At 66.0% G+C, this 21,232-nt stretch carries 20 protein-coding genes; 13 read left to right on the top strand and 7 right to left on the bottom strand.

Going from position 1 to position 21,232, the window contains the following annotated elements; genetic code table 11:
- The first annotated feature begins 41 nt into the window (after positions 1-41).
- On the top strand, positions 42-1,439 hold the full coding sequence (locus ACOEQ1_RS07855; RefSeq protein WP_419758712.1) for an FAD-dependent oxidoreductase: 1,398 nt from the start codon (positions 42-44) through the stop codon (positions 1,437-1,439).
- 2 nt (positions 1,440-1,441) lie between these two features.
- Positions 1,442-2,698 (top strand): DegT/DnrJ/EryC1/StrS family aminotransferase, encoded by a 1,257-nt coding sequence (locus tag ACOEQ1_RS07850; RefSeq protein WP_419758711.1) that lies wholly within the window; start codon positions 1,442-1,444, stop codon positions 2,696-2,698.
- 16 nt (positions 2,699-2,714) lie between these two features.
- Here ACOEQ1_RS07850 and ACOEQ1_RS07845 read toward each other — a convergent pair whose 3' ends face one another.
- Together ACOEQ1_RS07845 and ACOEQ1_RS07840 are read right to left on the bottom strand one after the other, a co-directional pair.
- Positions 2,715-2,909: a hypothetical protein gene (locus ACOEQ1_RS07845; protein WP_419758710.1), complete on the bottom strand. Its 195-nt coding sequence runs from the start codon at positions 2,907-2,909 to the stop codon at positions 2,715-2,717.
- Between the two features lie 119 nt (positions 2,910-3,028).
- A complete protein-coding gene (locus tag ACOEQ1_RS07840) occupies positions 3,029-3,451 on the bottom strand; it encodes a cupin domain-containing protein (protein ID WP_419758709.1) in 423 nt (140 codons plus the stop codon).
- A gap of 151 nt (positions 3,452-3,602) precedes the next feature.
- Here ACOEQ1_RS07840 and ACOEQ1_RS07835 point away from each other — a divergent pair, with 151 nt between their 5' ends.
- From ACOEQ1_RS07835 to ACOEQ1_RS07800, 8 genes are read left to right on the top strand one after another with little or no spacing between them, the layout of a single operon-like run.
- A complete protein-coding gene (locus ACOEQ1_RS07835) occupies positions 3,603-4,310 on the top strand; it encodes a GntR family transcriptional regulator (protein ID WP_419758708.1) in 708 nt (235 codons plus the stop codon).
- Positions 4,307-5,314 (top strand): ADP-ribosylglycohydrolase family protein, encoded by a 1,008-nt coding sequence (locus tag ACOEQ1_RS07830; RefSeq protein ID WP_419758706.1) that lies wholly within the window; start codon positions 4,307-4,309, stop codon positions 5,312-5,314. The genes ACOEQ1_RS07835 and ACOEQ1_RS07830 overlap by 4 nt, the downstream gene beginning before the upstream one ends.
- A complete protein-coding gene (locus ACOEQ1_RS07825) occupies positions 5,314-6,261 on the top strand; it encodes a PfkB family carbohydrate kinase (protein WP_419758705.1) in 948 nt (315 codons plus the stop codon). The genes ACOEQ1_RS07830 and ACOEQ1_RS07825 overlap by 1 nt, the downstream gene beginning before the upstream one ends.
- Positions 6,262-6,305: 44 nt before the next feature.
- Complete coding sequence (locus ACOEQ1_RS07820) at positions 6,306-7,382, top strand: ABC transporter substrate-binding protein (protein WP_419758704.1); 1,077 nt, start codon at positions 6,306-6,308, stop codon at positions 7,380-7,382.
- Positions 7,383-7,386: 4 nt separating this feature from the next.
- Complete coding sequence (locus tag ACOEQ1_RS07815) at positions 7,387-8,271, top strand: ABC transporter permease (protein WP_419758703.1); 885 nt, start codon at positions 7,387-7,389, stop codon at positions 8,269-8,271.
- A complete protein-coding gene (locus ACOEQ1_RS07810; RefSeq protein WP_419758702.1) occupies positions 8,255-9,088 on the top strand; it encodes an ABC transporter permease in 834 nt (277 codons plus the stop codon). The genes ACOEQ1_RS07815 and ACOEQ1_RS07810 overlap by 17 nt, the downstream gene beginning before the upstream one ends.
- Positions 9,085-10,161, top strand: a complete 1,077-nt coding sequence (locus tag ACOEQ1_RS07805) for an ABC transporter ATP-binding protein (protein WP_419758701.1) — start codon at positions 9,085-9,087, stop codon at positions 10,159-10,161. Before ACOEQ1_RS07810 ends, ACOEQ1_RS07805 begins: the two co-directional genes overlap by 4 nt.
- Entirely contained in the window at positions 10,158-12,080 is a 1,923-nt protein-coding gene (locus ACOEQ1_RS07800; RefSeq protein WP_419758700.1) for an MGH1-like glycoside hydrolase domain-containing protein, read from the top strand. The genes ACOEQ1_RS07805 and ACOEQ1_RS07800 overlap by 4 nt, the downstream gene beginning before the upstream one ends.
- Here the strand turns inward: ACOEQ1_RS07800 and ACOEQ1_RS07795 are convergent.
- Positions 12,053-12,331 (bottom strand): hypothetical protein, encoded by a 279-nt coding sequence (locus ACOEQ1_RS07795; RefSeq protein WP_419758699.1) that lies wholly within the window; start codon positions 12,329-12,331, stop codon positions 12,053-12,055. The two genes, ACOEQ1_RS07800 and ACOEQ1_RS07795, sit on opposite strands and share 28 nt — an antisense overlap.
- A gap of 8 nt (positions 12,332-12,339) precedes the next feature.
- Here ACOEQ1_RS07795 and ACOEQ1_RS07790 point away from each other — a divergent pair, with 8 nt between their 5' ends.
- Both ACOEQ1_RS07790 and ACOEQ1_RS07785 read left to right on the top strand, forming a co-directional pair.
- Positions 12,340-12,633, top strand: coding sequence for a type II toxin-antitoxin system RelE/ParE family toxin (locus ACOEQ1_RS07790; RefSeq protein WP_419758698.1), 294 nt, complete (start codon positions 12,340-12,342; stop codon positions 12,631-12,633).
- 146 nt (positions 12,634-12,779) lie between these two features.
- A complete protein-coding gene (locus ACOEQ1_RS07785; protein WP_419758697.1) occupies positions 12,780-14,075 on the top strand; it encodes a hypothetical protein in 1,296 nt (431 codons plus the stop codon).
- A gap of 2 nt (positions 14,076-14,077) precedes the next feature.
- Here ACOEQ1_RS07785 and ACOEQ1_RS07780 read toward each other — a convergent pair whose 3' ends face one another.
- From ACOEQ1_RS07780 to ACOEQ1_RS07765, 4 genes are read right to left on the bottom strand one after another with little or no spacing between them, the layout of a single operon-like run.
- Positions 14,078-14,872: an ATP-binding cassette domain-containing protein gene (locus tag ACOEQ1_RS07780; RefSeq protein ID WP_419758696.1), complete on the bottom strand. Its 795-nt coding sequence runs from the start codon at positions 14,870-14,872 to the stop codon at positions 14,078-14,080.
- On the bottom strand, positions 14,872-16,821 hold the full coding sequence (locus tag ACOEQ1_RS07775) for a dipeptide/oligopeptide/nickel ABC transporter permease/ATP-binding protein (protein ID WP_419758695.1): 1,950 nt from the start codon (positions 16,819-16,821) through the stop codon (positions 14,872-14,874). Before ACOEQ1_RS07775 ends, ACOEQ1_RS07780 begins: the two co-directional genes overlap by 1 nt.
- A complete protein-coding gene (locus ACOEQ1_RS07770; protein WP_419758694.1) occupies positions 16,818-17,768 on the bottom strand; it encodes an ABC transporter permease in 951 nt (316 codons plus the stop codon). Before ACOEQ1_RS07770 ends, ACOEQ1_RS07775 begins: the two co-directional genes overlap by 4 nt.
- A 6-nt stretch (positions 17,769-17,774) precedes the next feature.
- Positions 17,775-19,340 (bottom strand): ABC transporter substrate-binding protein, encoded by a 1,566-nt coding sequence (locus ACOEQ1_RS07765; protein ID WP_419758693.1) that lies wholly within the window; start codon positions 19,338-19,340, stop codon positions 17,775-17,777.
- Between the two features lie 195 nt (positions 19,341-19,535).
- Here ACOEQ1_RS07765 and ACOEQ1_RS07760 point away from each other — a divergent pair, with 195 nt between their 5' ends.
- Positions 19,536-21,191, top strand: coding sequence for an amidase (locus tag ACOEQ1_RS07760; RefSeq protein WP_419758692.1), 1,656 nt, complete (start codon positions 19,536-19,538; stop codon positions 21,189-21,191).
- Positions 21,192-21,232: the final 41 nt, after the last annotated feature.

Below are 21,232 nucleotides of genomic sequence, written 5' to 3'. Positions count from 1 at the left end.
ATGGACCGCGGCTTGGCCTTGAATGTTGTGGTACAGCAGTAATGGAACAATTCCATCTCCTGATTATTGGCGGCGGCCCCGGCGGGATGGCGCCGCTTCTTGCGGCTCATCGTTCGGGACAACTCACCGACCTGCTGAAGCGCGGTGTCGGCGTCATTGAAAAAGGGGAGAGGCTCGGCGGCGGGTCGATTGGCGGATATGCCATCAACTCGGACAGCAGCGGTCGCACGTTCACGGACTGCCTGCTAGGTGACGAGCCGAGCGAGGTCACGCGGCTCGTCACTCATCCGTTGACGCAGCGGATCGCCGCGGCCGGGGACGGAACCGTAACCCTACGCGACGCAGGCGCCTTCCTGGCGCTCGTCGGGGATGCGCTTTCGCGCATGATCGAGCGCGAGCCCGCGAGCACCGTCATCGCGCGACACACCGCCTTGAAGGCGACGCGCGTTCAAAATGCCTGGCAGGTCGAAGTTCGCGATGAGCGCACCGGACAGACGCGCCTGCTGCAGGCGCGCAACCTCGTGCTGGCGACCGGCGGTCACCAGCCGATTGAACGGCTCCAGGCAGAACAGATCGGCAATTTCTCGCTTGTCGAGGCAGCGGGCGACCGGCTCATGCAGTCCGGCGAAGTGCTGACCAATGGCGGGCTCGAGAAGGTGGCGGGCCTGCTCGCCGGCCGAGCCTCACCGAAGGTCGTCGTCGTTGGCGGGTCGACCAGTGCCGCGGCGGTGGCCCATGCACTGCTGAACCGGTTGCCGACGGTCGCTTTCGGGGAGGGTGGCGTCACACTGCTTCACCGCCGCGAACTCCGGATCTTCTATCCCGACCGCGAGACAGCCCTGAGCGAGGGCTATACCGAGTGGACCGAGGACGATGTCTGCCAGATCAGTGGCCGCGTGTTCAGGCTTGCGGGTTTCCGGCTAGACTCCCGTGAGCTGATCATGCAGGTGCGCGGCCTGGGCGGCCGGCCGCCTGAGACCCGGCTTCGCCTGCACCGCATTACAACAGACGATGCCGTCACAAGGCGCATCATCGAAGATGCTGACGTTGTTGTTGCCGCCCTCGGTTACCGGCCGCGCATGTTGCCGATCGTCGGGCGCGACGGCGCGCCCCTGCATCTCCTCCCGAGTACCGGGCCGCAGATGCCTCTGGTCGATAGGGAGTGCCGCGTCCTCAACGCCGATGGCCAGCCGGTGCCCCGGCTCTTCGGCATCGGGTTGGCCGCGGGCTTCGTCCCGAGTGGCCGGCTGGGGGGCGAGATCACCTTCCGCGGCCAGGCCAACGGCCTTTGGCTTTGGCAGCACGACGTTGGTTCGCTGATCGTAAGAGCGGTTCTGCGACAAACCCGTAAGCTGCGACCGGTCACGATCCTTCGCGCACCGCCGCCGATCATTCTGAAGGCACCAGCCGAGTTCACGACCAGCGCTGAAAGCTTCTGACCATGCGCATCCCTCTGATCAAACCCAACCCTCCGCGCCTCAGCGAAGCAGCCGACCAGCTTCGCGCTATCGAGGAGCGCGGCATCTTCAGTAACTTCGGTCCTGTTAACAGCGCGTTCGAGCGTGACATGCTCGAGCGGATGTTCGGCGGCGCCGGAGCTTGCATGACAGTCTGCAACGCGACCATCGGTCTCATGCTGGCGATCCAGCAGGCAATAGGGGATCGCCCGAAGCAGACGCGATACGCGTTGATGCCGTCCTTCACCTTCGCAGCAGCCGCGCATGCCGCGATGTGGTGCGGGTTGACCCCGCTGTATTGCGACATCGACCCGTTGACCTGGAGCTCCTCGGCGGTGGACGAGGAGAGGCTGCTGGCATTGTATGGCGACCAGATTGCGGTGGTCATGCCCTATGCCACATTCGGTTACGACATCGACCTGTCTCGCTACGAGAATATAACTAATCGCTACGGCATTCCTGTCGTGGTCGACGCCGCCGCCTCGCTCGGCACCATTGGCAGCGATGGTCGGGGTTTCGGCGCCGGGTTCAGCGGCTGGGTTGTGTTCTCCATGCACGCGACGAAAGCTTTCTCAACGGGAGAGGCTGGCATCGTCTACAGCGCGAACGTGGACCGCATCGCCGAGCTGCGCCAGATGTGCAACTTCGGCTTTGGTGCGCCAAGAAGCGCCACCATGGCCGGTCTCAACGGAAAGCTGAGCGAGATCGGTGCGCTGCTCTGCACCCTGCGGCTAGAGCATTATGAAGAGGGTATGGCTCATCGTGCGGAGATGGTTCACCTCTATCGGGACCTGATCCCGGGGCTCACTTTCCAGCCCGAGCGTCAGCATCGCCAGGCCCATCAATTCGCGGCTGCAGTGCTACCCGAAGATCTTGCGGCCTCCCGCTCCGACCTGGCGACTGCCTTGCGCGAGGCGGGCATCGGCAGCGCATCCTACTTCAGCCCGCATCTGGCCCAACAAAGCTACTTTGCCGAACACTCGGTCTGGGGCGATCTGTCGATCACGGACGATGTCGCCGGGCGCGCGATCAGCTTACCACTTTACGATGGCATTACGCCGGACGAAGTGGCCGAAGTAGCTTTGGTCATGAACCGCGAACTCGCCCGGCTTCCCCGCATGCCAATGCACCTTCCGCTCCAGCGGAGGATGCCCTGCATCATGCCGTCCCAGGAGCCAAGCTTGCTGGCGGCCGCAGGAGTTCTTGAGGGAGGAATGCTGGTGGCGGCAGTCGGGGACTGACGCCACCGTAAGGGTCCTAGCCGTGGCTGGCGGCGGAGGCACCTGGGCCGCCGCTGCCGGACGCGGGGCCATTGCTCCCGAGCCCGGTTGTCTGTTCGACGCCGCCGTTTGTCGGACTGCCGTTGCTCTGGGCGCCCATCATGCTGCATCCTCCGATGGTCAGGGGGAGGATGACACAAGCTGCCTGCAGGCAGCGGCTCAACAGGATCATGGAGTGGTTCCGTTCCGAGGTTTTAATGACCTAGGAAGTGGCCCGCGGGGGCGGCCCAGCAAAGGGCTATCACCCTGTCGTGACGGAGCAGCCAAAAGAATTTGAGCGTTGCCGCCGCCTCACGCGTTTCGCGCCATGAAGGTCGCCGGACTGCCGTCCTCCGGATTGACGAAGATAATGTCTCGAGGGTCGCGCCTCGGCGTATCAACAGACAGGAAGATGACGGGATCCTCAAGCAGGCTCGGGATCGCATGGACGATTCCACGCTCGAAAAATAGAAGCTCGCCGGGGCCGAAAGTCGACTCGGTCGATGCGTCCTCCATCCAGAACGTCCCCCGCCCGGACAGGACGAACAGGTATTCGTCGCATCCTGCATGGTAATGGGGTGGCGTCGGCCGATAGACGCGGAACACGCGAGAGCTGGCCGCTTCCCGATCGGTCAGATAGTGGTCGACGAGCAGCGTCGACGCGGCTTCAGGCAGGCTCTTCGCGATTGCCGTGACATCGAAGCGGGCAGATTTGCCGCCGGACGTTGAGGACATGAACACCTCCCCTGAATAATATCGAGACGATACACCAGATCGCAGGATGGCCGCCAACCGTTGAAGATAAGTTCCCAGGCGGCCGTGCGAGGCACTTGCAATCGTCGGCAAAGCTGCGCAGGCTCAGACAGGCCCGGACAGGTTCGTACAGATGGTCGCCAAATATCAACGTGTCGCGAAAAGCCTGACGCGCGGCATCCAAACCGGCACCTTTCAGCCGGGCGAGCGGCTGCCTGGAGAAATCGACCTCGCCCGCAGCTTTGACGTGAGCCGCAGCACAATCCGGCAGGCGCTATCGAGCTTGCAACATGCCGGCCTTATCGAGACCTGGAGCGGCGCCGGTTCCTTCGTCTGCTTCAATGGAGCGCGGCTCGATGATGGGCTTGGCTGGTCACGTGCCCTCGCCCGGCACGGGGTCGAGGCGGAGGCGCGGATCCTGCGGTTCGAACGTGTCGAGGACGTGCCGCTTGCCGAGGCGCTTGACCTGCCAAGGGCGAGCTTTCTGGCGCTCGACCGGGTGCGAAGCACGCAGGCGGGGAAACCGATCTCGCTGGAACGCAGCAGGCTCCCCTGGCGACAGGGTTTCGAGAGTGTGCTGAAGGACGGGCTGGTCGAAAAGTCGTTGCGCAGAACCCTCGAAGTCCTCGATGTGCGGCCCCTCGGCGGCACCGAGGCCATCGATCTCACACGCCTGTCGGCCGAGGATGCGCGGGAGCTTCAGCAGCCCGAAGGCGAGCCGTTTCTCGGCACCACGCGCGTTGTGCATGATGCGGCCGGGTCTATGGTGGAGCACGTTCGCAGCCTGCTGCACCCGGCACATTTCACGCTGCAGCTCAGCTTCGGCGAGCCTGTCGCATGAGCACCCAGGACCGCGCATACGGCGCCCTGCTCGGCCTCGCCATCGGAGACGCGCTCGGCATGCCGACGCAATATCAACCCCGTTCGTTGATTGCCGAACGCTACGGCATTCTCGATTGGTTCCAGCCCGGCCCGGACGACAACTTCATCAGTCGCGGGATGGCTGCCGGCCGGGTGACGGACGACACCGATCAGGCCGTGATCCTGGGCGAGATGCTGGTGGAGGGCGGCGGACGCATCGACCCCGAGCGGTTCGCGAAGGCACTGCTGGCGTGGGAGGCGCGGATGATCGCGGCGGGATCGCTCGATCTTCTCGGTCCATCGACGCGGCTCGCGCTGAAACTGGCGGCAGAGGGCACCTCCACGGAACTCACCGGCCGCTCAGGGTCCACCAACGGCGCCGCGATGCGGGTGGCGCCGGTCGGCATCGCATTCCCCACGGCACCGCTCGGCCGGCTCGTCGATGCCGTGTTCCAGACGGGCCATGTCACCCACAACACGACTGTCGCAGTAGCTGGCGCCTCCGCCGTCGCCGCCGCGGTCAGCGCCGGCATCGAGGGTGCATCCTTGAGTGAAGCTTTATCCCTCGCGGTCGAGGCGGCCCGGCTCGGGGCGCAGCGCGGCTTCTACTTCGCCGGCGGCGACGTGGCGGCGCGAACCGAATGGGCGCTCGGCCTTGTCCGCGGATGTTCGGAGGATGCAGCGCTCGACCTCATCTACCGGTTGGTCGGCACAGGGGTCGCCACCAACGAAGCCGTGCCGGCGGCCATCGCCATCTGCTCGGTCGCGCCCGAGGATCCGTGGCGGGTCTGTTGCCTCGCGGCCAGCCTAGGCGGCGACTGCGACACGGTGGCCGCCATTGCGGGCGCCATCATGGGGGCCTGTCACGGCGCTGCACGTTTTCCCGCCGATGCCGCCGCGGCACTGCTCGCAGCCAATCCGGAGTTACGCCTCGAAGCACTGGCCGCGAGCCTGGTGGCGTTGCGGGCGGGAGCCGCCGGCTGATGGAGTGCCGCGAGCGCCCCCGCCTCGTCTCCGTCGGCAGCATCGTCGCCGATATCCGTCTCGACGTGCCGCATCTCCCCGCGCGAGGCGGCGATGTCATTGGCTCGTCCGCCACCGTCGCCGCCGGCGGCGGGTTCAACATCCTCAGCGCGGCGGCGCGCCAGGGGATGCCGGCGCTCTTCGCGGGCTGGTACGGCACCGGCCCTTACGGAAAATGCATTAGTGCGGCGTTGGCGCGCGAAGGTATTGCCACGTTCCATCCCCCAGTGCCGGAGGGCGACAGCGGCTTCTGCCTGGTGATGGTCGAGCCTGACGGCGAGCGGACTTTCGTCTCCAGCCCAGGCGTGGAGGCTGCACTAGGGCCCCGCCGCCTGCCGGATGTGCCGCTCGCTGCCGGAGACACGGTCTTCGTTTCGGGTTACGATCTCTGCTACTCGACCCTCGGCGAGGCCATCGCTGGCTGGGCGGCCGAGATGCCACAGGCGATACGGCTGGTGGTCGATCCCGGTCCTCTGGCCGGAGCTATTCCTGATGCGATCCTGAGGGACGTGATGCCTCAGCTTTCCATCCTCACGATGAACCGGCGCGAGGCCGAGTTGCTGACCGGCGTTCGCGATCCCGCCGAGGTGTGGTCGAGGTGGCAGCCGCTCTTGCGTCCCGGCGCGCTGCTGATCCTGCGGGACGGTGCGGCCGGCGCCTTCCTCTGCATGGGCGACGAGGCCGTGCGGGTGCCGTCGCCTTCGGTCGTCATGATCGACTCCACGGGTGCGGGAGACACGCATACCGGCGTGCTGATCGCAGGCCTGATGGAGGGGCTCGACCCCGTCGCCGCTGTCCGGCGCGCCAATGCGGCGGCGGCGATTTCCGTCACCCGCCGCGGGCCGGCGACCGCCCCCGGTCGCGACGAACTCGACCGATTCCTGGCCGCCGAGGCTGCCGAAGACTGATTGAAGATCCGACTGCTCTCATTCTAACGAAGGGAACTTTGACGATGTGGATTTCTCGCCGCGCCGTCCTGGCCGCGGGTGCCGTGCTGGCGCTTCCCGCCGTCGCTCGCGCCCAGAGCCAGAGCTTTAAGGGCAAGACCCTCACCGTCGCCTCCTGGCAGGACTACGGCGCGGACGATCCGGCGACCCTCAAGATGTTCCAGGACATGACCGGCGCCACGGTCAAAGACGTCTACTTCACATCGGAAGACGATCTTCTGGAGATGCTGCGCGAAGGCGGCATCGGCAAAATCGACGTGGTGCTGCCAAACCTCGAATACGTGAAGCCCGCGGCGCAGCAGGGGTTGCTCGCCCCGATCGACACCGCCAAGGTCACGTCGTGGAGCGCGCTCGAACCCCGCTTCAGCGGCGACCCGTCGATCCGCCTCAACGGCGAGGTCTATGCCGTGCCCTGGGTGCAGGGTGCCACCTCGCTCGCCGTCAACCCGAGCGTCACGCCCACGCCGACGAGTTGGTCGGTCCTCTGGGATCCGGCGAACAAGGGGAAAGTCGCCTTTTTCGACGATCCCAGCACCGCCGTGATGACCGCCGCGCTTTATCTCGGCGAGGACCCGCAGAACCCGGACCTCACGAAGGTTCGCGGCGCGCTGCTCGATCTCAAGAAGAACGTGAAGCTGTTCTGGTCCTCGGGCGACGACTGGAACAAGGCCTACACCACGGGCGAGATCACCATGGGCAACCTGTGGTCGGGGCTTGCCGGAACGCTCAAGAAGAACGGCCACGCGCTCGACTACATCCTGCCGGCGGACGGCACCGTCGTCTGGGGCGATACCTGGGCGATCGTGAAGAAGACGCCCAATCCCGAATTGGCCTATGCCTGGATCAATTTCCTGACGAGCCCGGCCTACTTCACGCAGTGGATCACCAAGCCGGGGCCAAACCAGGAGCTGGCGGTGCCGGTGAACACCGCGGCTGTGAAGGCCCTGCCGCAGAGCGCGGCGAACGGTCTGCTGGCCGGTCCGCTGCTGGCATACAAGGGGAAGGTCGCGCTGCAGACGGGCATCGCGCCGAAGGAGCTCAAGAAATGGACCGAGCTCTGGGAAGACGTGAAGGCGTCCTGACCGGATGATGCGGCGGCGCATCCTCTCCAGCCTCACCACGCCTATGCTGCTGCTGCCGGCGGCCGGAGTGCTGGCGCTCATGGTGGTCATTCCGCTCGCGGTGCTGATCTGGTTCAGCTTCGCACCGGATGGCACAGACGCGCCGCTGTCGCTCGACAGCTACCAGCGGATGTTCGAGACGCCGCTCTACTTCCGCCTTGCCCTGAAGACGCTGCTCACCGCCGGCATCTCAGCGGTGGCTACGGCGGCGCTCGCCTGGTCGCCGGCCTGGGTGCTGTCGCGCTTGGCCGCGCGGACGCGGAACCTCATCCTGCTCGCGATCATCATCCCCTACCTCACTTCCTATCTGCTGCTGATCTACAGCATCTTTGTGGTGCTCGGGCCGGGGAGCCCGATCATGGCCCTGCTGCGGCTGCTGGGTCTGGCCGCACCCGGCGCCTCGATCCTCTATACCCAGGCGGCGACCGTCGTGATGCTGGTCTACGAGAACCTGCCGCTGATGATATTTGTCCTGTTCTCCGGAATGCAGAGGGTCGACGGCAACGTGCTGGCCGCGGCGGGATCTCTTGGCGCCGGACCATGGCGGCGGATGTGGTACATCGTGTTTCCGCTCGCCGCTCCGGCTCTCGTGTCAGGGCTCGTCATGGTCTTCGTGCCGATGGGCGGCGCTTTCGTGGAATCCGCGATCCTCGGCGGGCCGAATGGCCTGCTGCTCGGCAACGTCATCGCCGACCAGATGACGCGCGCCGATGATCCCTCGTTCGGTTCCGCATTGTCCATCCTGCTGCTGCTCGGCACCCTGCTTTTAACGGGGCTCCTTGCGGCGATAAGGCCTGCTCTCCAATGGCTCGGCACCGGCAGAAGGGCTCGTCATGCCGCAGCCGTTTAAACGGGGGCTGCGCGATGCCGAGGCCATAAGCCCGGCCATGGCGACGGTTCTGGGTGCGAGCCTCGTCATCCTGTTCGTGCCGCTCGTCATCATCATCCTGCTGTCCTTCAACACCTCGCCCTACGGCACCCTTCCCTTCGTCGGCACCCTCACCTGGTACGTGGCGCTGTTCACCTCGTCCGGGTTGCTCGGCCCGACATGGCTGTCGCTCGAACTCTCGTTCGTGGTGGCAATCAGCGCGGCCGTTTTCGGAACGATGGCGGCGATCTGGCTCGACCGGCGGGCCTCTCGCCTCGGCGGCACGATCTTGCGGGTGGCGCTCCTCGCCGCCATCACCGTGCCGTGGCTGATCCTGGGGCTCGCGATGCTGCTGGTGATGAACGCGATCGGGATCGGCCGCAGCCTGTTCGCGATCTACCTAGGGCTGCTGGCGACGACGCTGCCCTACGTTGTCTTCATCGTCGCCGCGCGTCTGCATACGCTGGACCCCGATCTGGACCATGCGGCCCGGTCGCTCGGTGCGAGCCCCCTCACAACCTTCCTCCGGATCAGCGTCCCGCTCATTCTGCCCGCCATCCTCAGCGGAACGCTCATCTCCTTCATGGTGTCCTTCAACAACTTCCTCATCCAGTATTTCCTGGCGCCGTTCGGCGTGCAGACCCTGCCGCTGAAAATCTACACTCTCATCCGTGTCGGATACCTGCCGGACCTCAACGCGCTCGCGACCATCATCGTGGCCGCAACCTGTATCCTCATTCTGCTGCTGCACCGTCTTGGGCTACGGAACGCCGGGTTGCCGGCAGGTGACGCGCTGTGAGCCCGAACGACGCCGGCCTTCTTGTCAGCATGGTCGCGAAAGGTTTCGGGACCGTGCAGGTGCTGCGCGATGTGAGCCTGCATGTGCCGCGGGGCGAGTTCCATACCCTCCTCGGCCCCTCCGGTTCGGGCAAGACGACGCTGCTCAAGATCGTTGCCGGTTTTACCCCGGCCGACCGGGGCGCCGTGATGATCTCGGGCAACGACATCACCGACAGCCTGCCCGAGCATCGCAACATCGGCGTGGTCTTTCAGAACTATGCCCTGTTTCCACACATGACGGTGGCGGAGAACATCGCCTTCGGCCTCAAGATGCGCGGCGTTGCCAAGCCCAAGCGCGAGCAGCGCGTGCAGGAGGTGCTGCGCCTCGTCCGAATGACCGGCTTCGGCCAACGGCGGCCATCGATGCTGTCGGGCGGCCAACAGCAGCGCGTCGCGCTCGCCCGCGCGCTGGTGATCGAGCCGGAATTGCTGTTGCTGGACGAGCCGCTTTCCGCGCTCGACCGCCGCGTTCGGCAGGAGGTGCGCGAGGAGCTCAAGCGCATCCAGGCGGAGACGGGCGTGACGACGGTTATGGTGACGCACGACCAGGAGGAGGCGCTGTTCCTCGCCGATCGCGTGCTTGTCCTGGAGGCCGGCGTGGTGCGGCAGGCCGGCGCGCCCGCCGACATCTATCGAAATCCGGTCGATGAATTCGTCGCTGGTTTCCTTGGTGCCATCAACCTGCTGAGCGTCACCTTCGAAGGCGCCGCCGCGCGGATCGGCGGCCAGGTCTTCCTGCCGCCCCCGGAACTCGCTGACACCATCGCCGCCGGGTGCAAGGGGCCACAGACTTTGGCCGTCCGGCCCGAGCAGATGACCGTCGTCCCGGCCGATGGCGAGAAGCCGCCGGACGCCATTGCCGCGTGGCTCATCGCGACGGAGTTCGGCGGCCCGGTTGTGACCATCCGGGTCGAGGTCGAAGGTCAGCCGGTCTCGGTGCTCGCGCTCTCGCCCGACATCCTGGCGGCGGGGCCGTGGACCGCTGGCAAGCCCGTGTGGCTTCGCATCCGCCAGGCGCGGCTGCTGCCGTGACCGTCGGACCCGACCGCCAATGGAACACGTGGGACGCGGGCGATCCGCTTGCGATGGTTCACCTGCCGAGCGGCCTCTGCCTCCGCTTCTCTGCGTTCAGCAGCGCCGACGGAACCTACCGGCTGCTCGGCGCGGGGCCCGGCGTGACGCTGCTGGAACATGCCTCGGACGGCCGCTTCATCCGGGCCCGGATCGCCTTCGCCGGCAGCGAGATGGAGGTGACCTACGTCAAGCCGAACCCGCACACGGTCCGCGCCCGTCTGCGTATCCTGAGACTGGGCGAATGGGGTTTGCGCTTCTGGCTGACGCTGGAGGTGGGTTTTCTCGACTTCGGCGGCGGCCCCGGGCCTTGGCGAGCCGGCGAGCCCTGGATCACCGTCGAGAACCCAGAGCCGATGCCGCCCACGGCGCCTCCGCGCCTGATGGGCCGGCACCGGTCGCTCTGGGCCTCGGTTGCCTCAGCCGATCCCGCGGTCTTCGGCGGCGCGTATGGGGCTATCGAAACCTTCCAGACCGACCTGCGCACGCGCGGCTACTACGCGCCGCCTCGCGCCGAGGCAGCCGCACGCTGGGGCGTGCTGCGTTTCAACGCGCAGATGCACCCCGAGATCGACGTTGCCGTCGCACTGGGCACCGACCGCCTCATGGCTGAGCGGGCGGCCAATGCAGCCCTTGCCGAGCCTGGGAAGTTCAGCCCGCCGCCGACCGACGTCGCGAGCAGCGCCGTGCGCGACATCATCGCCTGGAATACGATCTGGGACGTGGCGCACCATCGGCCCACCACAGTTCTCACCCGCAACTGGCTGGTTGGTAAATTTTCCGGCTGGGGCATCTGGCTCAACGACATGCTGTTCCACGCTCTGCTGGCGGCGCTGGCCGGGGACTTCCCGATGGCGCGCGCCAACCTCGAGGCGGCGCTGGAATATCAGTCGCCGGAGGGCAATCTCGCCTGCCTGCGCACCGCCTCGCAGGAGTGGATCGACCGCTCGCAATCCCCGATCGCCGCCTACGTGCTGTGGCGAATTTTCGAGATGACCGGCGACCGCGCCATGCTGGCGGAGCATTTCCCGACGCTGCTGCGGGCGCATCGCTGGTGGCACACGCACCGGGACGGGGATGGCAACGGGTTGATGGAATACGGCAGTTCGGCCACGGGGACGGGCGCCTTCGTCCATACCAAGCAGGGGGCGATGGACGAGTCCTTCATGGACAACGCGCCGATCTTCGACAGCGCTGGTTTCGACTTCGCCACCCATACGCTGACGATGGCCGAGCCCGGGCTCAACAGCCTCATCTCGCTCGACGCGCAGTGCCTCGCCCGGATCGCGACGGTGCTGGGTGACGAGGCTCTGGCCGCCGAACTGCGGGCCGCCGGGGCGCGGCTCAACGAGCGCATCTCGACGATGCTGTGGGACGCGGAACGCCAGGTGTTCGCCGGCCGGCATTGGTCGGGCGCCTTTGAGCCGTCGCTTTCCGTGACGTGCTTCTACCCGCTGCTGGCGGGTGCGGCGACCGAGGCGCAAACCGATGTCCTCATCGAGAAGTATCTGCTTGACCCTCAGAAGTTCTGGGGCGAGCGCGTGCTGCCCTCCTCGGCGCATGACGACCCGGCGAGCGCCGACAACGTCTACTGGCGCGGGCGGATCTGGCCGCCGCATCTGTTCCTGGTGTGGGAGGCCTTGCGCCGCCACGGCCGCCTCGACCTGGCACGCGAAGTGGCGAACCGCGCCTGGCGGATGTTCGAGCCCGGCTGGCGGGAGGCGCGCATCTGCCGCGAGAACTTCCACCGAGCGGACCCGGCCGGCGACGACAGCCCCGACAGCGACAGGTATTACAGCTGGGGTGCCTTGATCCCGGCGATGCGGATGCTCGACGAGGGCGATCCCGCGCACTATCCGGCTTTGCGCGGCCCGCTATAGGGGCGGCGTGTCGCTGTGTCGGCGTGCGGCGTTCGCAGGTGGAAATCCTGACGCCAATGCCGTATCAACAGGATATGGATGACGTGCGCCCCCTCCCCCCCCCTGTGGGATGGCTTGAAGCTCTCGACCGCGCCGAGGCGGACCTGGCTAGCGGTCGCGTGGCGGATGGTGCGGCCGTCCATGCGGAACTGACCGCCAGTATCGAGCGTATGCAGCGGCGCAAGGCCGAGGCCGAAACGGATAGCCGCCATCAGCCGCAATGATCTATGCCGCCGAGGCGCGGCAACAGATTGAGGCGCTTCGAGACCATTACGAACGGCTTGACCGCCTCGAGGCGGTGATCCGGCTGCAAGCGGCGCTCGCCGAAGCGGAGCAGCGGATCGAGACGGAACCACATGCCGGACTTCCTGCCCCGCGGCCCTATCCCGAACTCGCGCGCGGGGAGCGGGCCTGGATCAAGGCCGGACGCTACTGGATCGCCTACAGGCTTACGAAGCCGCCTGTGATCCTCGGCGTGTTCTACGAGACCGCGGATCTCCCGCGTCGCGTGTAGCTTGGCAGTTGCGAGAGCCGCACTAATTCTTGCCTGGAGCAGGTGGCGTGGGCGCCGCGCTCCCAACTGCTCCCCAGAAGAGCTATTGACCTTCCATCTCATGTGGTTAGATCGGCATTCTCATGTGAGAGCTGGAGTATCGGTGAATGAAGCGATACCTGTTTGCGGGTCTCTTCGCGGTTGCCGCTCCACCTCTCGCCGATGCGCACGCATCTCTCCCCGTGATCGGCTGGAGCGTAAGTCAAGGGCACTCGGCGACCGGAAGCAAAATCTGTACGCTGTTCGGTGGTTTCGGCGAGCATAGCGCGATCGCGTGGGTGGCGGACTCCGCAAGCCCGCCGCAGCACCTGACGTTGGTTTTCGATGATGGCGGTGTGCGGCCCCGATCGCAGACCGTCGAGTCACAGCTCATGATCGGGACGTACCGATCGTCGCCGCTGGCTATTCCGGGCACCATCAGATTTGGCCAGTTCAAAGCCAGTTTGACCAAGCAGACGTTGGAGCCTTTCCTCCACCTGTTTGCGCACAGAGGCAGCATGACGGTGGCGCTTGAGGGTGAAACACCGGTGTCGCTGAGCCTCAAGGGTTCTGCCGCAGCCGCCCAGGGTCTGCAGCGCTGTGAGATGGTGGAGAACATACCGCAGCAGTTCAAGGCTTCGGTTCGGGTGGCGACCGCCCGGCACCACCATTCGCACGTCCGACTGGCTCGTGCCGCGCCATCCGCATCTGTGTCATCCACTATCGTTTCCAAGCCTTTGCCCGATGCCACCACGCCTGTCGCGACGACGATGCCCCCGCCTGTGCCTGTGCCTGCGCCGGCCCCTGTGGTCGCGCCGGCTGCGCTTCAATCTTCGGTTGTTGCTCCGGCGCCTTTGCCCGCTTCGGTGCCCCCGCCCTTACCCACGCCCGCGCCTTCGCCCACTCCTGCTCCTGCTCCCGCTGCACAGATGGCGATGGATGACATGCTCATGATCGCCAAGGCCATCGAGGATCAGTTCGTCGATATTCTCCAGGATGGCAAAGCGAGTTACGAAAACTCCAACGATCAATCCCTGAGTGCCGGAGCGCGCGCAAATCGCGCGGGCGATCTCTGCGCGCTTCTCGGCAATGCTAAAGATGCCAATGATTGGACCGGTACAGTGTCAGACGTTTCCAGCGGCGATGAGGGACGCGCTGTGCTGGTGGTGAAACTGGCCGATGGTGTCACGGTCGGAACGATGAACGGTAGCTCGTCCGGCACCGCCGATGCAGCGTCGATCGAACCAGCCTCCGACCTGTTCAAGACCGTGTCCCAGTTGCACGTCGGCGAGCACGTCCTATTCTCAGGCCACTTCTTTCCGAGCGACGCCGACTGCATCAAGGTGACAAGCCCCACGGAAGACGGCGCGATGATCTCCCCGAACTTCATAATGAAATTCAACAGCGTTGCGGAACAGCATTAACGTCAAGCGCGCGCGCTACCCGGATGCGACGCCAGCAATTCGCGCGTGTACGCGTGGCTTGGCGTGGTGAAGATTCTGTCGGGCGTGCCGAACTCGACCACGCGGCCACGTTGCATGACAGCGACCTCGTCAGCCACCGCATCGACCACGGCGAGGTCATGCGAGATGAAGACATAGGACAGCCCTAGCCGGCGCTGTAGATCCTGCAACAGCGCCAGCACCTGAGCCTGCACGGAGACATCCAATGCGGAAACGGGCTCATCCAGCACAAGGATTTCCGCCTCGGCCGCCAGTGCCCGCGCAATGCCGATGCGCTGGCTTTGCCCGCCCGAGAACTCGTGCGGGTAGCGATCGGCAAAATCCGCCCTGAGGCCCACGAGCCCCATCAACTCCTCGATCCGTTGCGCCCGCGCCCGTTGATCGAGCCCGCGCAAGGCGGCAAGCGGCGCCTCTAGAGTGCGACGGACGGTGCGGCGAGGGTTGAGCGAGCCGGTGGGGTCCTGGAACACCATCTGGATACGGCGGGACAAAGCACGGCGGTCATAGCCGCCGATGGGCTTGCCGCCGATCAGGATTTCGCCCGTGGTCGGCGGCAGCAACCCCACCATCATCCGTGCGAGAGTGGACTTGCCGCAGCCCGACTCTCCCACGATGCCCAGCGTACGCCCGCGCGGCACGTCGAGCGACACATCATCGACCGCCCGCAAGCGGGACCGCGTGCCGAAGAGCGACGGCCGGCGGCCGTCATAGACGCGGACGAGGTTGCGGATGGAGATGAGGGGGCCGGTGTCGGTCATCATGCAACTCCCTCCGCGAGCACCAAGGCGCTGCGCAGACAACGGGCGGCGTGTTCGGTGCCGACCGCCGCAAGAGCGATGTCGCCCGACCGGCAGGCGTCGATGGCGAGGTTGCAGCGTGGTGCGAAGGCGCAGCCGGGCGGGAGGGCGTTGGTCGGCGGGGGCAGGCCGGGGATGGGCTGGATCGAGTGGCGCCCCTGCCCGATCCTCGGCACGCAGGCGAGCAGTCGCGCAGTGTAGGGATGCGCGGGCCGTTGCAGCACATCACGCACCGGGCCGCTCTCGACGACGCGCCCGCCATACATGACATAGACGCGGTCGCAGAGGTCGGCAACGACACCGAAATCGTGGCTGATGAAGATCATGGCGGCGTCGTTCTTGCGCCGAAGCTCGGCCAGCAGCTTCAGCACGCGCGCCTGTGTGGTCACATCCAGCGCCGTTGTCGGTTCATCCGCGACGACGAGGTCCGGCTGATTGGCGAGCGCCATCGCGATCCCGATGCGCTGCCGCTGGCCGCCCGACAACTCATGCGGATAGGCGCGCGCCTTCTGCTCAGGCTCAGGAATGCCGACGGCCTCCAGCAGCGCCACCGCACGTCCCCAGGCGTCCCTGCGGCCAAGCCGTTGATGCGTGGTGATGGCCTCCATCACCTGAACGCCTACCGGCTGCAACGGGTTGAGAGTCGTCAACGGGTCCTGGAAGACGTAGGCGATGCGGTCGCCTCGGATGGCGCGCAGCCGTTCGGCGGGGAGACCGAGAAGGTCCTCGCCGTTGAAGAGGATCTCTCCGCCATCGATCCGCCCGGGCGGGCTCGCGACAAGCCCGAGGATGGAGAGCGCCGTCACCGTCTTGCCCGAACCTGATTCACCGACGATGCCAATGGCCTCGCCGGGACGGATGACCATGTCGACCTGGTTGACCGCGTTCCACACCGAACGCCCAACGCGAAACCGTGTGTCCAGACCTCGCAACTGCAGCAGCGCACCCTGCTCGTGGCCCTCCGGTGGGAGACGCGCGAGGCGATCGGCACGCGGGGCGACCTCGGTCGCGGCACGAATGCGGGCGAGGCCACCAGATTTCAGGCGCGGGTCGAGGATGTCGCGCACGCCGTCGCCCAGCAGGTTCACGCCGACGGCGATCAGCAGGATCGCGATGCCGGGAATTGTCGCCACATGCGGCGCGACTTCGAGCAGGTTGCGGCCGTCGCCCAGCATGCCGCCGAGATCGGCCATCGGCGGTTGCGCGCCCAATCCCAGGAAGCTGAGGCCGGCGGTTTCCAGGATCATCCAGCCGATCGAGGTGGATGCCGTGACAACGACCACCGGCAGCACGTTGGGGAAAAGCTCGAAGGCGATGATCTGCGCGCTCGACTGGCCGCTGAGGCGGGCGGCGGCCATGAAGTCCGCCCGGCGCAGGCCGACCGTGGTGCCGCGCACGGTGCGGGCGAAGAAGGGCACGTTCACGATGACGATTGCGATCATCGCGTGCGTGAGGCTGGGGCCGAGCACCGCCACGATGGCGAGCGCGAGCAGCAGGTATGGAAACGCCATCAGCATGTCGATGCCGCGCATGAGGGCGGTGTCAACGAAGCGTCCGTAGTAGGCGGCGAGAATGCCGATGGTGGAGCCGATGGTGGCGGCGATGAAGGCCGCCACGACGCCGACGACCAGACTCACTCGCGTGCCCCAGACGAGGCGCGAGAGCATATCGCGGCCGAGATCGTCGGTGCCGAGTAGCGCGTGGTGCGAGAAGGGCGGCGCCATCCGGCGGGCGAGATCGGTGGTGTCGGGATTGGCGAGCGGGAGGATGGGCGCCGCCAACGCGATCACCGCGATCACGCCGATCAGCACGGCGCCGAACACGGCGACGCGGTTGCGCCCGAACTGGCCGAGCGCGCCGGGGCGGCTGTCGACGCGCGCGGGCGAGACCTCTGCGGTGACGCCGCTCACGAGGTTTGAATCCGGCGGTCGAGCATCGCCTGCGCGATATCCGTGAGCAGGTTGATGACGATATAGGCAGTGGCGACCACCAGCACGCCTCCTTGAACGAGCAGGATGTCCCGCGTTGAGATGGCGTTGACCAGCATCTGGCCGATGCCCGGCCATTGGAACACGGTCTCCACATAGACCGCGCCGCCGAGCACGTAGCCGGCTTCGATGCCGAGGATGGGAATGACGCCGACGAGCGCGTTGCCGAAGACGTGCCGCAGGATCACACGCGATTCCTTCACGCCCTTGGCGCGGGCGGTACGCACGTAGTCCTGCCGCATGACCTCCAGCATCGCCGTGCGGGTGAGCCGCACCAGAACCGCGGCCGGCACCGCCGCGAGCGTGATGGCGGGAAGTGCGAGATGCGTCAGCACATCCATGACGCCTCCGTCGCCGAACAGGTCGTACATCCCGCCGTCGGGCAGCCATTGCAGCCGCACCGCGAACCAGAGGATGAGCAGCATGCCGAGCCAGAACGAGGGCGTGGAAACGCCCACCAGAACGGTCACTGTGATGAGCTTGTCTTCCCAGGCGTTCTGACGAACGGCCGCGATGATGCCGAGCGGAATGCCGATGATCGCGCAGAGAACGAGGGACGCGCCGGCGAGCAGCATGGTTGGGCCGAGACGCGACATGACCTCGTCCAGCACCGGCTTGTGCAGGATGTAGGACCAGCCGAGGTTTCCGTGCAGCAGGGCGCTCAGCCAGAACAGATAGCGGATGGGCAGCGCGTGGTTGAGACCAAGCTCCACCCGCACCTGGGCGAGATTGGCCGGCGTCGCATACGTGCCGAGGATCGCCAAGGCGGGATCGCCCGGGATCAGCGCCATCACGAGAAACACGATGACGGTGACGCCGAGCAAAACGGGCGGCAGCATCAGCAGCCGTTTGACGAGATAAGCGCCCATTGACGTTCAGGCCTTATAGACGCTGTCCAGACGAAGCATGAAGCTCGGCTGAAGCTCGAAGCCGTGCACAGTGTCGGTCATTACCGCGTTCTGCTCCCAGTTCACGATAAAGCCCCAGGGCGCATCCTTGTAGACGACCTGCTGAAGCTGCTTGTAGATCGCCTCGCGCTTCACCGGGTCGGTTTCCGCGCGGCCCTCGTCGATGAGCTTGTCAACGACGGGATCGCTGAAATAGCCGGAGTTGACGGCGGCCCCGGTGCGTAGCGCCAAGGCGGGCAGCATGTCGGGATCCGACGTCATGAAGGACATCTCGGCGATATCGTCCTTGCCCATCACGGGGATGAGCTTCGCGAGGTAGGTGTTCCACTCGTAGGTCTGAATCTTCGCGCGGATGCCGACCGCCGCGAGATCCGCCTGAATGGCCGTGCCCATCAGCACCGGAGACAACATGCCGGAGCCGTTCTGCGTGACATCGAAGACGACGTCGACGCCGTTCGGATAGCCGGCCTCCGTCATCAGCTGCTTCGCCTTGGCCGGATCATACGGATAGGGCTGCAGACTGTCGTCATGGAAACCGCCGAAGGCCGGCGGCGTCACGCTGTCCGCGACAGTGGCCGTGCCCTTGAGAACCTGATCTGCGATCGCCTGCTTGTTGATTGCATAATTCAGCGCCTGCCGGACGCGCACGTCGCTGAACGGCTTCTGACGGCAGTTGAGCATCAAATACCAGAGATGCGGCCCCGGCTGCTGAACGAACTCGAAACGCGAGTTGGCTTTGAACAACGGCACGTCGTCGGCGGGAACCTCGACCATGAGATCGGTGCCGCCGGAGAGCATTTCACTGACGCGCGCTGAGGAGTCCGCAATGGGACGGAAGACAAGCCCCTTGAGCTTTGCCGGGCCGCGGAAATAGGACGGGTTCGCCTCCAGCACGATGCGTACGTTCGGCTCCCACAGGCGAAGCTTGAACGGACCCGCGCCGCCGCCGTGACGGCTGAAGTTCTTGCCGTTCTGCTGAACCGCCGCCGGGGAAATGCCGAGCAGTAATCCGACGCCGCTTGCCAACATATTGAGCATCGGCGCATGCGGGCGCGCCAGATGGATGGCGACAGTCGTCGGGTCGATCACCTCGGTCGAGACGATCGGACCGAGGATGAAGACGAACGGGAACGGACCAGTGTCGGAATAAGGGGCACCTTTGACAAGCACCCGGTCGAGGTTGAATTTAACCGCGTGGGCGTCGAACTTCGTGCCGTCGTGGAACATCACGTCGTCGCGCAGTTTGAAGGTGTAGGTCTTGCCGTCGGGGCTGACCGTCCACGACTGAGCAAGCGCGGGCTCAACCTCGAGAGTGCCCGACTTGAACCGCACCAACCCCTCGTAAATGCTGGACAGAATGCGGAAATCGCTGATCGTCGTCGCCTGCGCGGGATCGAGTGTTTCCAGCTCTGCGAGATGACCGAGCACGAGTGCGTTTCGCGGCGTCTCGGCAACCGCCGCGCGCACGCCGGTGAGACCGAGCAGCCCCGCCGCACCGATAGACAATCCAAGCGTCCGGCGACCAATCGACATCATCGCGTCCTTCAAAATTGACTCTGCGCATTTTCGAAATCCATTGGTCTGGTCACAGATTAGTGAGCCGCCGTCCAAGGAAGTCGCGCCGCATGGTCGCGTTACCAAGCAACTCACATGCCATGCGGCGCATCGCTTGCGCATATTGCGTAGATGCCGTTAGCCTCACGCGATAGCGACCTCAAGGACATCACCGTGACTGAAACTTCCGCCATCCGGTTGAGCGATTTAGAGGCGGCCGAGCATATGGCCCTGGTTGCCTACACGCCGCAGGAACGCGCGCTCATGCTGGACACCGTCGACGCGCAGTTGCGGCATGCGGTCGCGCGGCGGCAGGTCTCGCTGCCTTGGGATCTCGGCCCCGCAAGCCGGTTCGATCCGCGTCTTCCCGGCTTCGTCATGCCAGAGGCAGGCGATCTGGTTGTGCCGGACGTCGCGACCGCACTACCCAAGCGGGATGAGGACATCGCCTTCGCGCCCATCGCGGATCTGTCTGCCTGGATCAAGTCGGGAGTGTTGTCATGCGTCCGTCTCACCGGGATCTACCTGGAGCGCATCGCGCGCATCGGTCCGCGCCTGCTTTGCTTCGCCGTCGTCGACGAGGCGGGCGCCCGGGCGCGCGCCATCGAGCTTGACCGTCTGCTGGCCGATGGAACCTGGCTCGGCGCGTTGCACGGCATCCCGTATGGGGCCAAGGACATCCTCGATACGCAGGGCATCGAGACGGCCTGGGGCGCCGAGCCCTACCGAGGCCGCGTGCCCGAGACGAACGCGACCGTGGTGCAGCGGCTGCACCACGCGGGTGCCGTCATGCTCGGCAAGACGACGGTCGGCGCCCTCGCCTATGGCGACATCTGGTATGGCGGCACCACCCGCAACCCTTGGAATCTGGAGGAAGGGGCCAGCGGGTCGAGCGCAGGTTCGGGCTCGGCGACCGGCGCCGGTCTGGTTGCCTTCGCCATCGGCACCGAGACGCTCGGCTCCATCGTCTACCCATCCACACGCTGCGGCGTGACCGGCCTGCGCCCCACATTCGGGCGCGTGCCGCGGACGGGTGCGATGCCACTGTGCTGGACACTCGACAAGATCGGGCCGATGTGCCGGTCAGTGGCGGACACGGCGCTGGTGCTGGCGGCGATCAACGGGGCCGACCCCGCCGACCCCTTCAGCATCGAGGCGGAGTTCGGCGCCGACCTCACCGCGCCTGCCAGCGGCCTGACGCTCGGGTATTTCCCCGAGGATCTCGCCGATCCGGATGCCCATGACCTCGACCGTGCCGCGCTGGAGACGGCGCGCGGGCTGGGCTTCCGGCTGGTGCCGCTGACGCGTCCGGATCTGCCCTACACCGCGCTGATGAACATGGTGTTCGCGGAGGCCGCCGCCTCGTTCGAGGAATTGACGCTCAGCAACCGCGACGACCTGCTGACCTGGCAGACGGCCGCCGCCTGGCCGAACACCTTCCGGCGCGCGCGCTTCCTGAGCGCGGTCGACCACATCCAGCTCGACCGCCTGCGCCGGCGGGTCATGCAGGTGATGGACGAACTCATGCAGAGCGTCGACGCGATCATCGGGCCCAGCCTGACCGGCCCGATGACGACGATCACCAACTTCACCGGGCATCCCTGCATCTGCCTGCCGAGCGGCTTCCGCATGTCCCCGCCACGCGGCGCCTCATCGCTCGGGCGAGGACGGCTGGAGATCGAGCCCGCTCCGGAGACGCAGGAATACGAAATCCCACACAGCTTCAGCGTCTGGGGCCGGCTGTTCGAGGAAGGCCCGATCCTGAGGGTCGCTTTGGCGTTGGAGAAGGCGTTCGCGCTGAGCGGACGACGCCCTGCCAGCGCGCGCTGATAAACGGCCGGAGAGCCGGGCACGGTCCTTGCTATGAGAGC

The organism is Acidisoma sp. (genome assembly GCF_965199065.1).
GTDB lineage: Bacteria > Pseudomonadota > Alphaproteobacteria > Acetobacterales > Acetobacteraceae > Acidisoma.
This window is presented reverse-complemented; position numbering and strand designations above follow the sequence as displayed.

Bases quoted from the DNA above. Each gene is read 5' to 3' on its own strand.
- ACOEQ1_RS07790 (WP_419758698.1), top strand. From the start codon at position 12,340: ATGATCTATGCCGCCGAGGCGCGGCAACAGATTGAGGCGCTTCGAGAC.
- ACOEQ1_RS07815 (WP_419758703.1), top strand. From the start codon at position 7,387: ATGATGCGGCGGCGCATCCTCTCCAGCCTCACCACGCCTATGCTGCTG.
- ACOEQ1_RS07830 (WP_419758706.1), top strand. From the start codon at position 4,307: ATGAGCACCCAGGACCGCGCATACGGCGCCCTGCTCGGCCTCGCCATC.
- ACOEQ1_RS07820 (WP_419758704.1), top strand. From the start codon at position 6,306: ATGTGGATTTCTCGCCGCGCCGTCCTGGCCGCGGGTGCCGTGCTGGCG.
- ACOEQ1_RS07785 (WP_419758697.1), top strand. From the start codon at position 12,780: ATGAAGCGATACCTGTTTGCGGGTCTCTTCGCGGTTGCCGCTCCACCT.
- ACOEQ1_RS07810 (WP_419758702.1), top strand. From the start codon at position 8,255: ATGCCGCAGCCGTTTAAACGGGGGCTGCGCGATGCCGAGGCCATAAGC.
- ACOEQ1_RS07840 (WP_419758709.1), bottom strand. From the start codon at position 3,451: ATGTCCTCAACGTCCGGCGGCAAATCTGCCCGCTTCGATGTCACGGCA.
- ACOEQ1_RS07850 (WP_419758711.1), top strand. From the start codon at position 1,442: ATGCGCATCCCTCTGATCAAACCCAACCCTCCGCGCCTCAGCGAAGCA.
- ACOEQ1_RS07770 (WP_419758694.1), bottom strand. From the start codon at position 17,768: ATGGGCGCTTATCTCGTCAAACGGCTGCTGATGCTGCCGCCCGTTTTG.
- ACOEQ1_RS07845 (WP_419758710.1), bottom strand. From the start codon at position 2,909: ATGATCCTGTTGAGCCGCTGCCTGCAGGCAGCTTGTGTCATCCTCCCC.
- ACOEQ1_RS07780 (WP_419758696.1), bottom strand. From the start codon at position 14,872: ATGACCGACACCGGCCCCCTCATCTCCATCCGCAACCTCGTCCGCGTC.
- ACOEQ1_RS07855 (WP_419758712.1), top strand. From the start codon at position 42: ATGGAACAATTCCATCTCCTGATTATTGGCGGCGGCCCCGGCGGGATG.
- ACOEQ1_RS07765 (WP_419758693.1), bottom strand. From the start codon at position 19,340: ATGTCGATTGGTCGCCGGACGCTTGGATTGTCTATCGGTGCGGCGGGG.
- ACOEQ1_RS07825 (WP_419758705.1), top strand. From the start codon at position 5,314: ATGGAGTGCCGCGAGCGCCCCCGCCTCGTCTCCGTCGGCAGCATCGTC.
- ACOEQ1_RS07835 (WP_419758708.1), top strand. From the start codon at position 3,603: ATGGTCGCCAAATATCAACGTGTCGCGAAAAGCCTGACGCGCGGCATC.
- ACOEQ1_RS07795 (WP_419758699.1), bottom strand. From the start codon at position 12,331: ATGGCGGCTATCCGTTTCGGCCTCGGCCTTGCGCCGCTGCATACGCTC.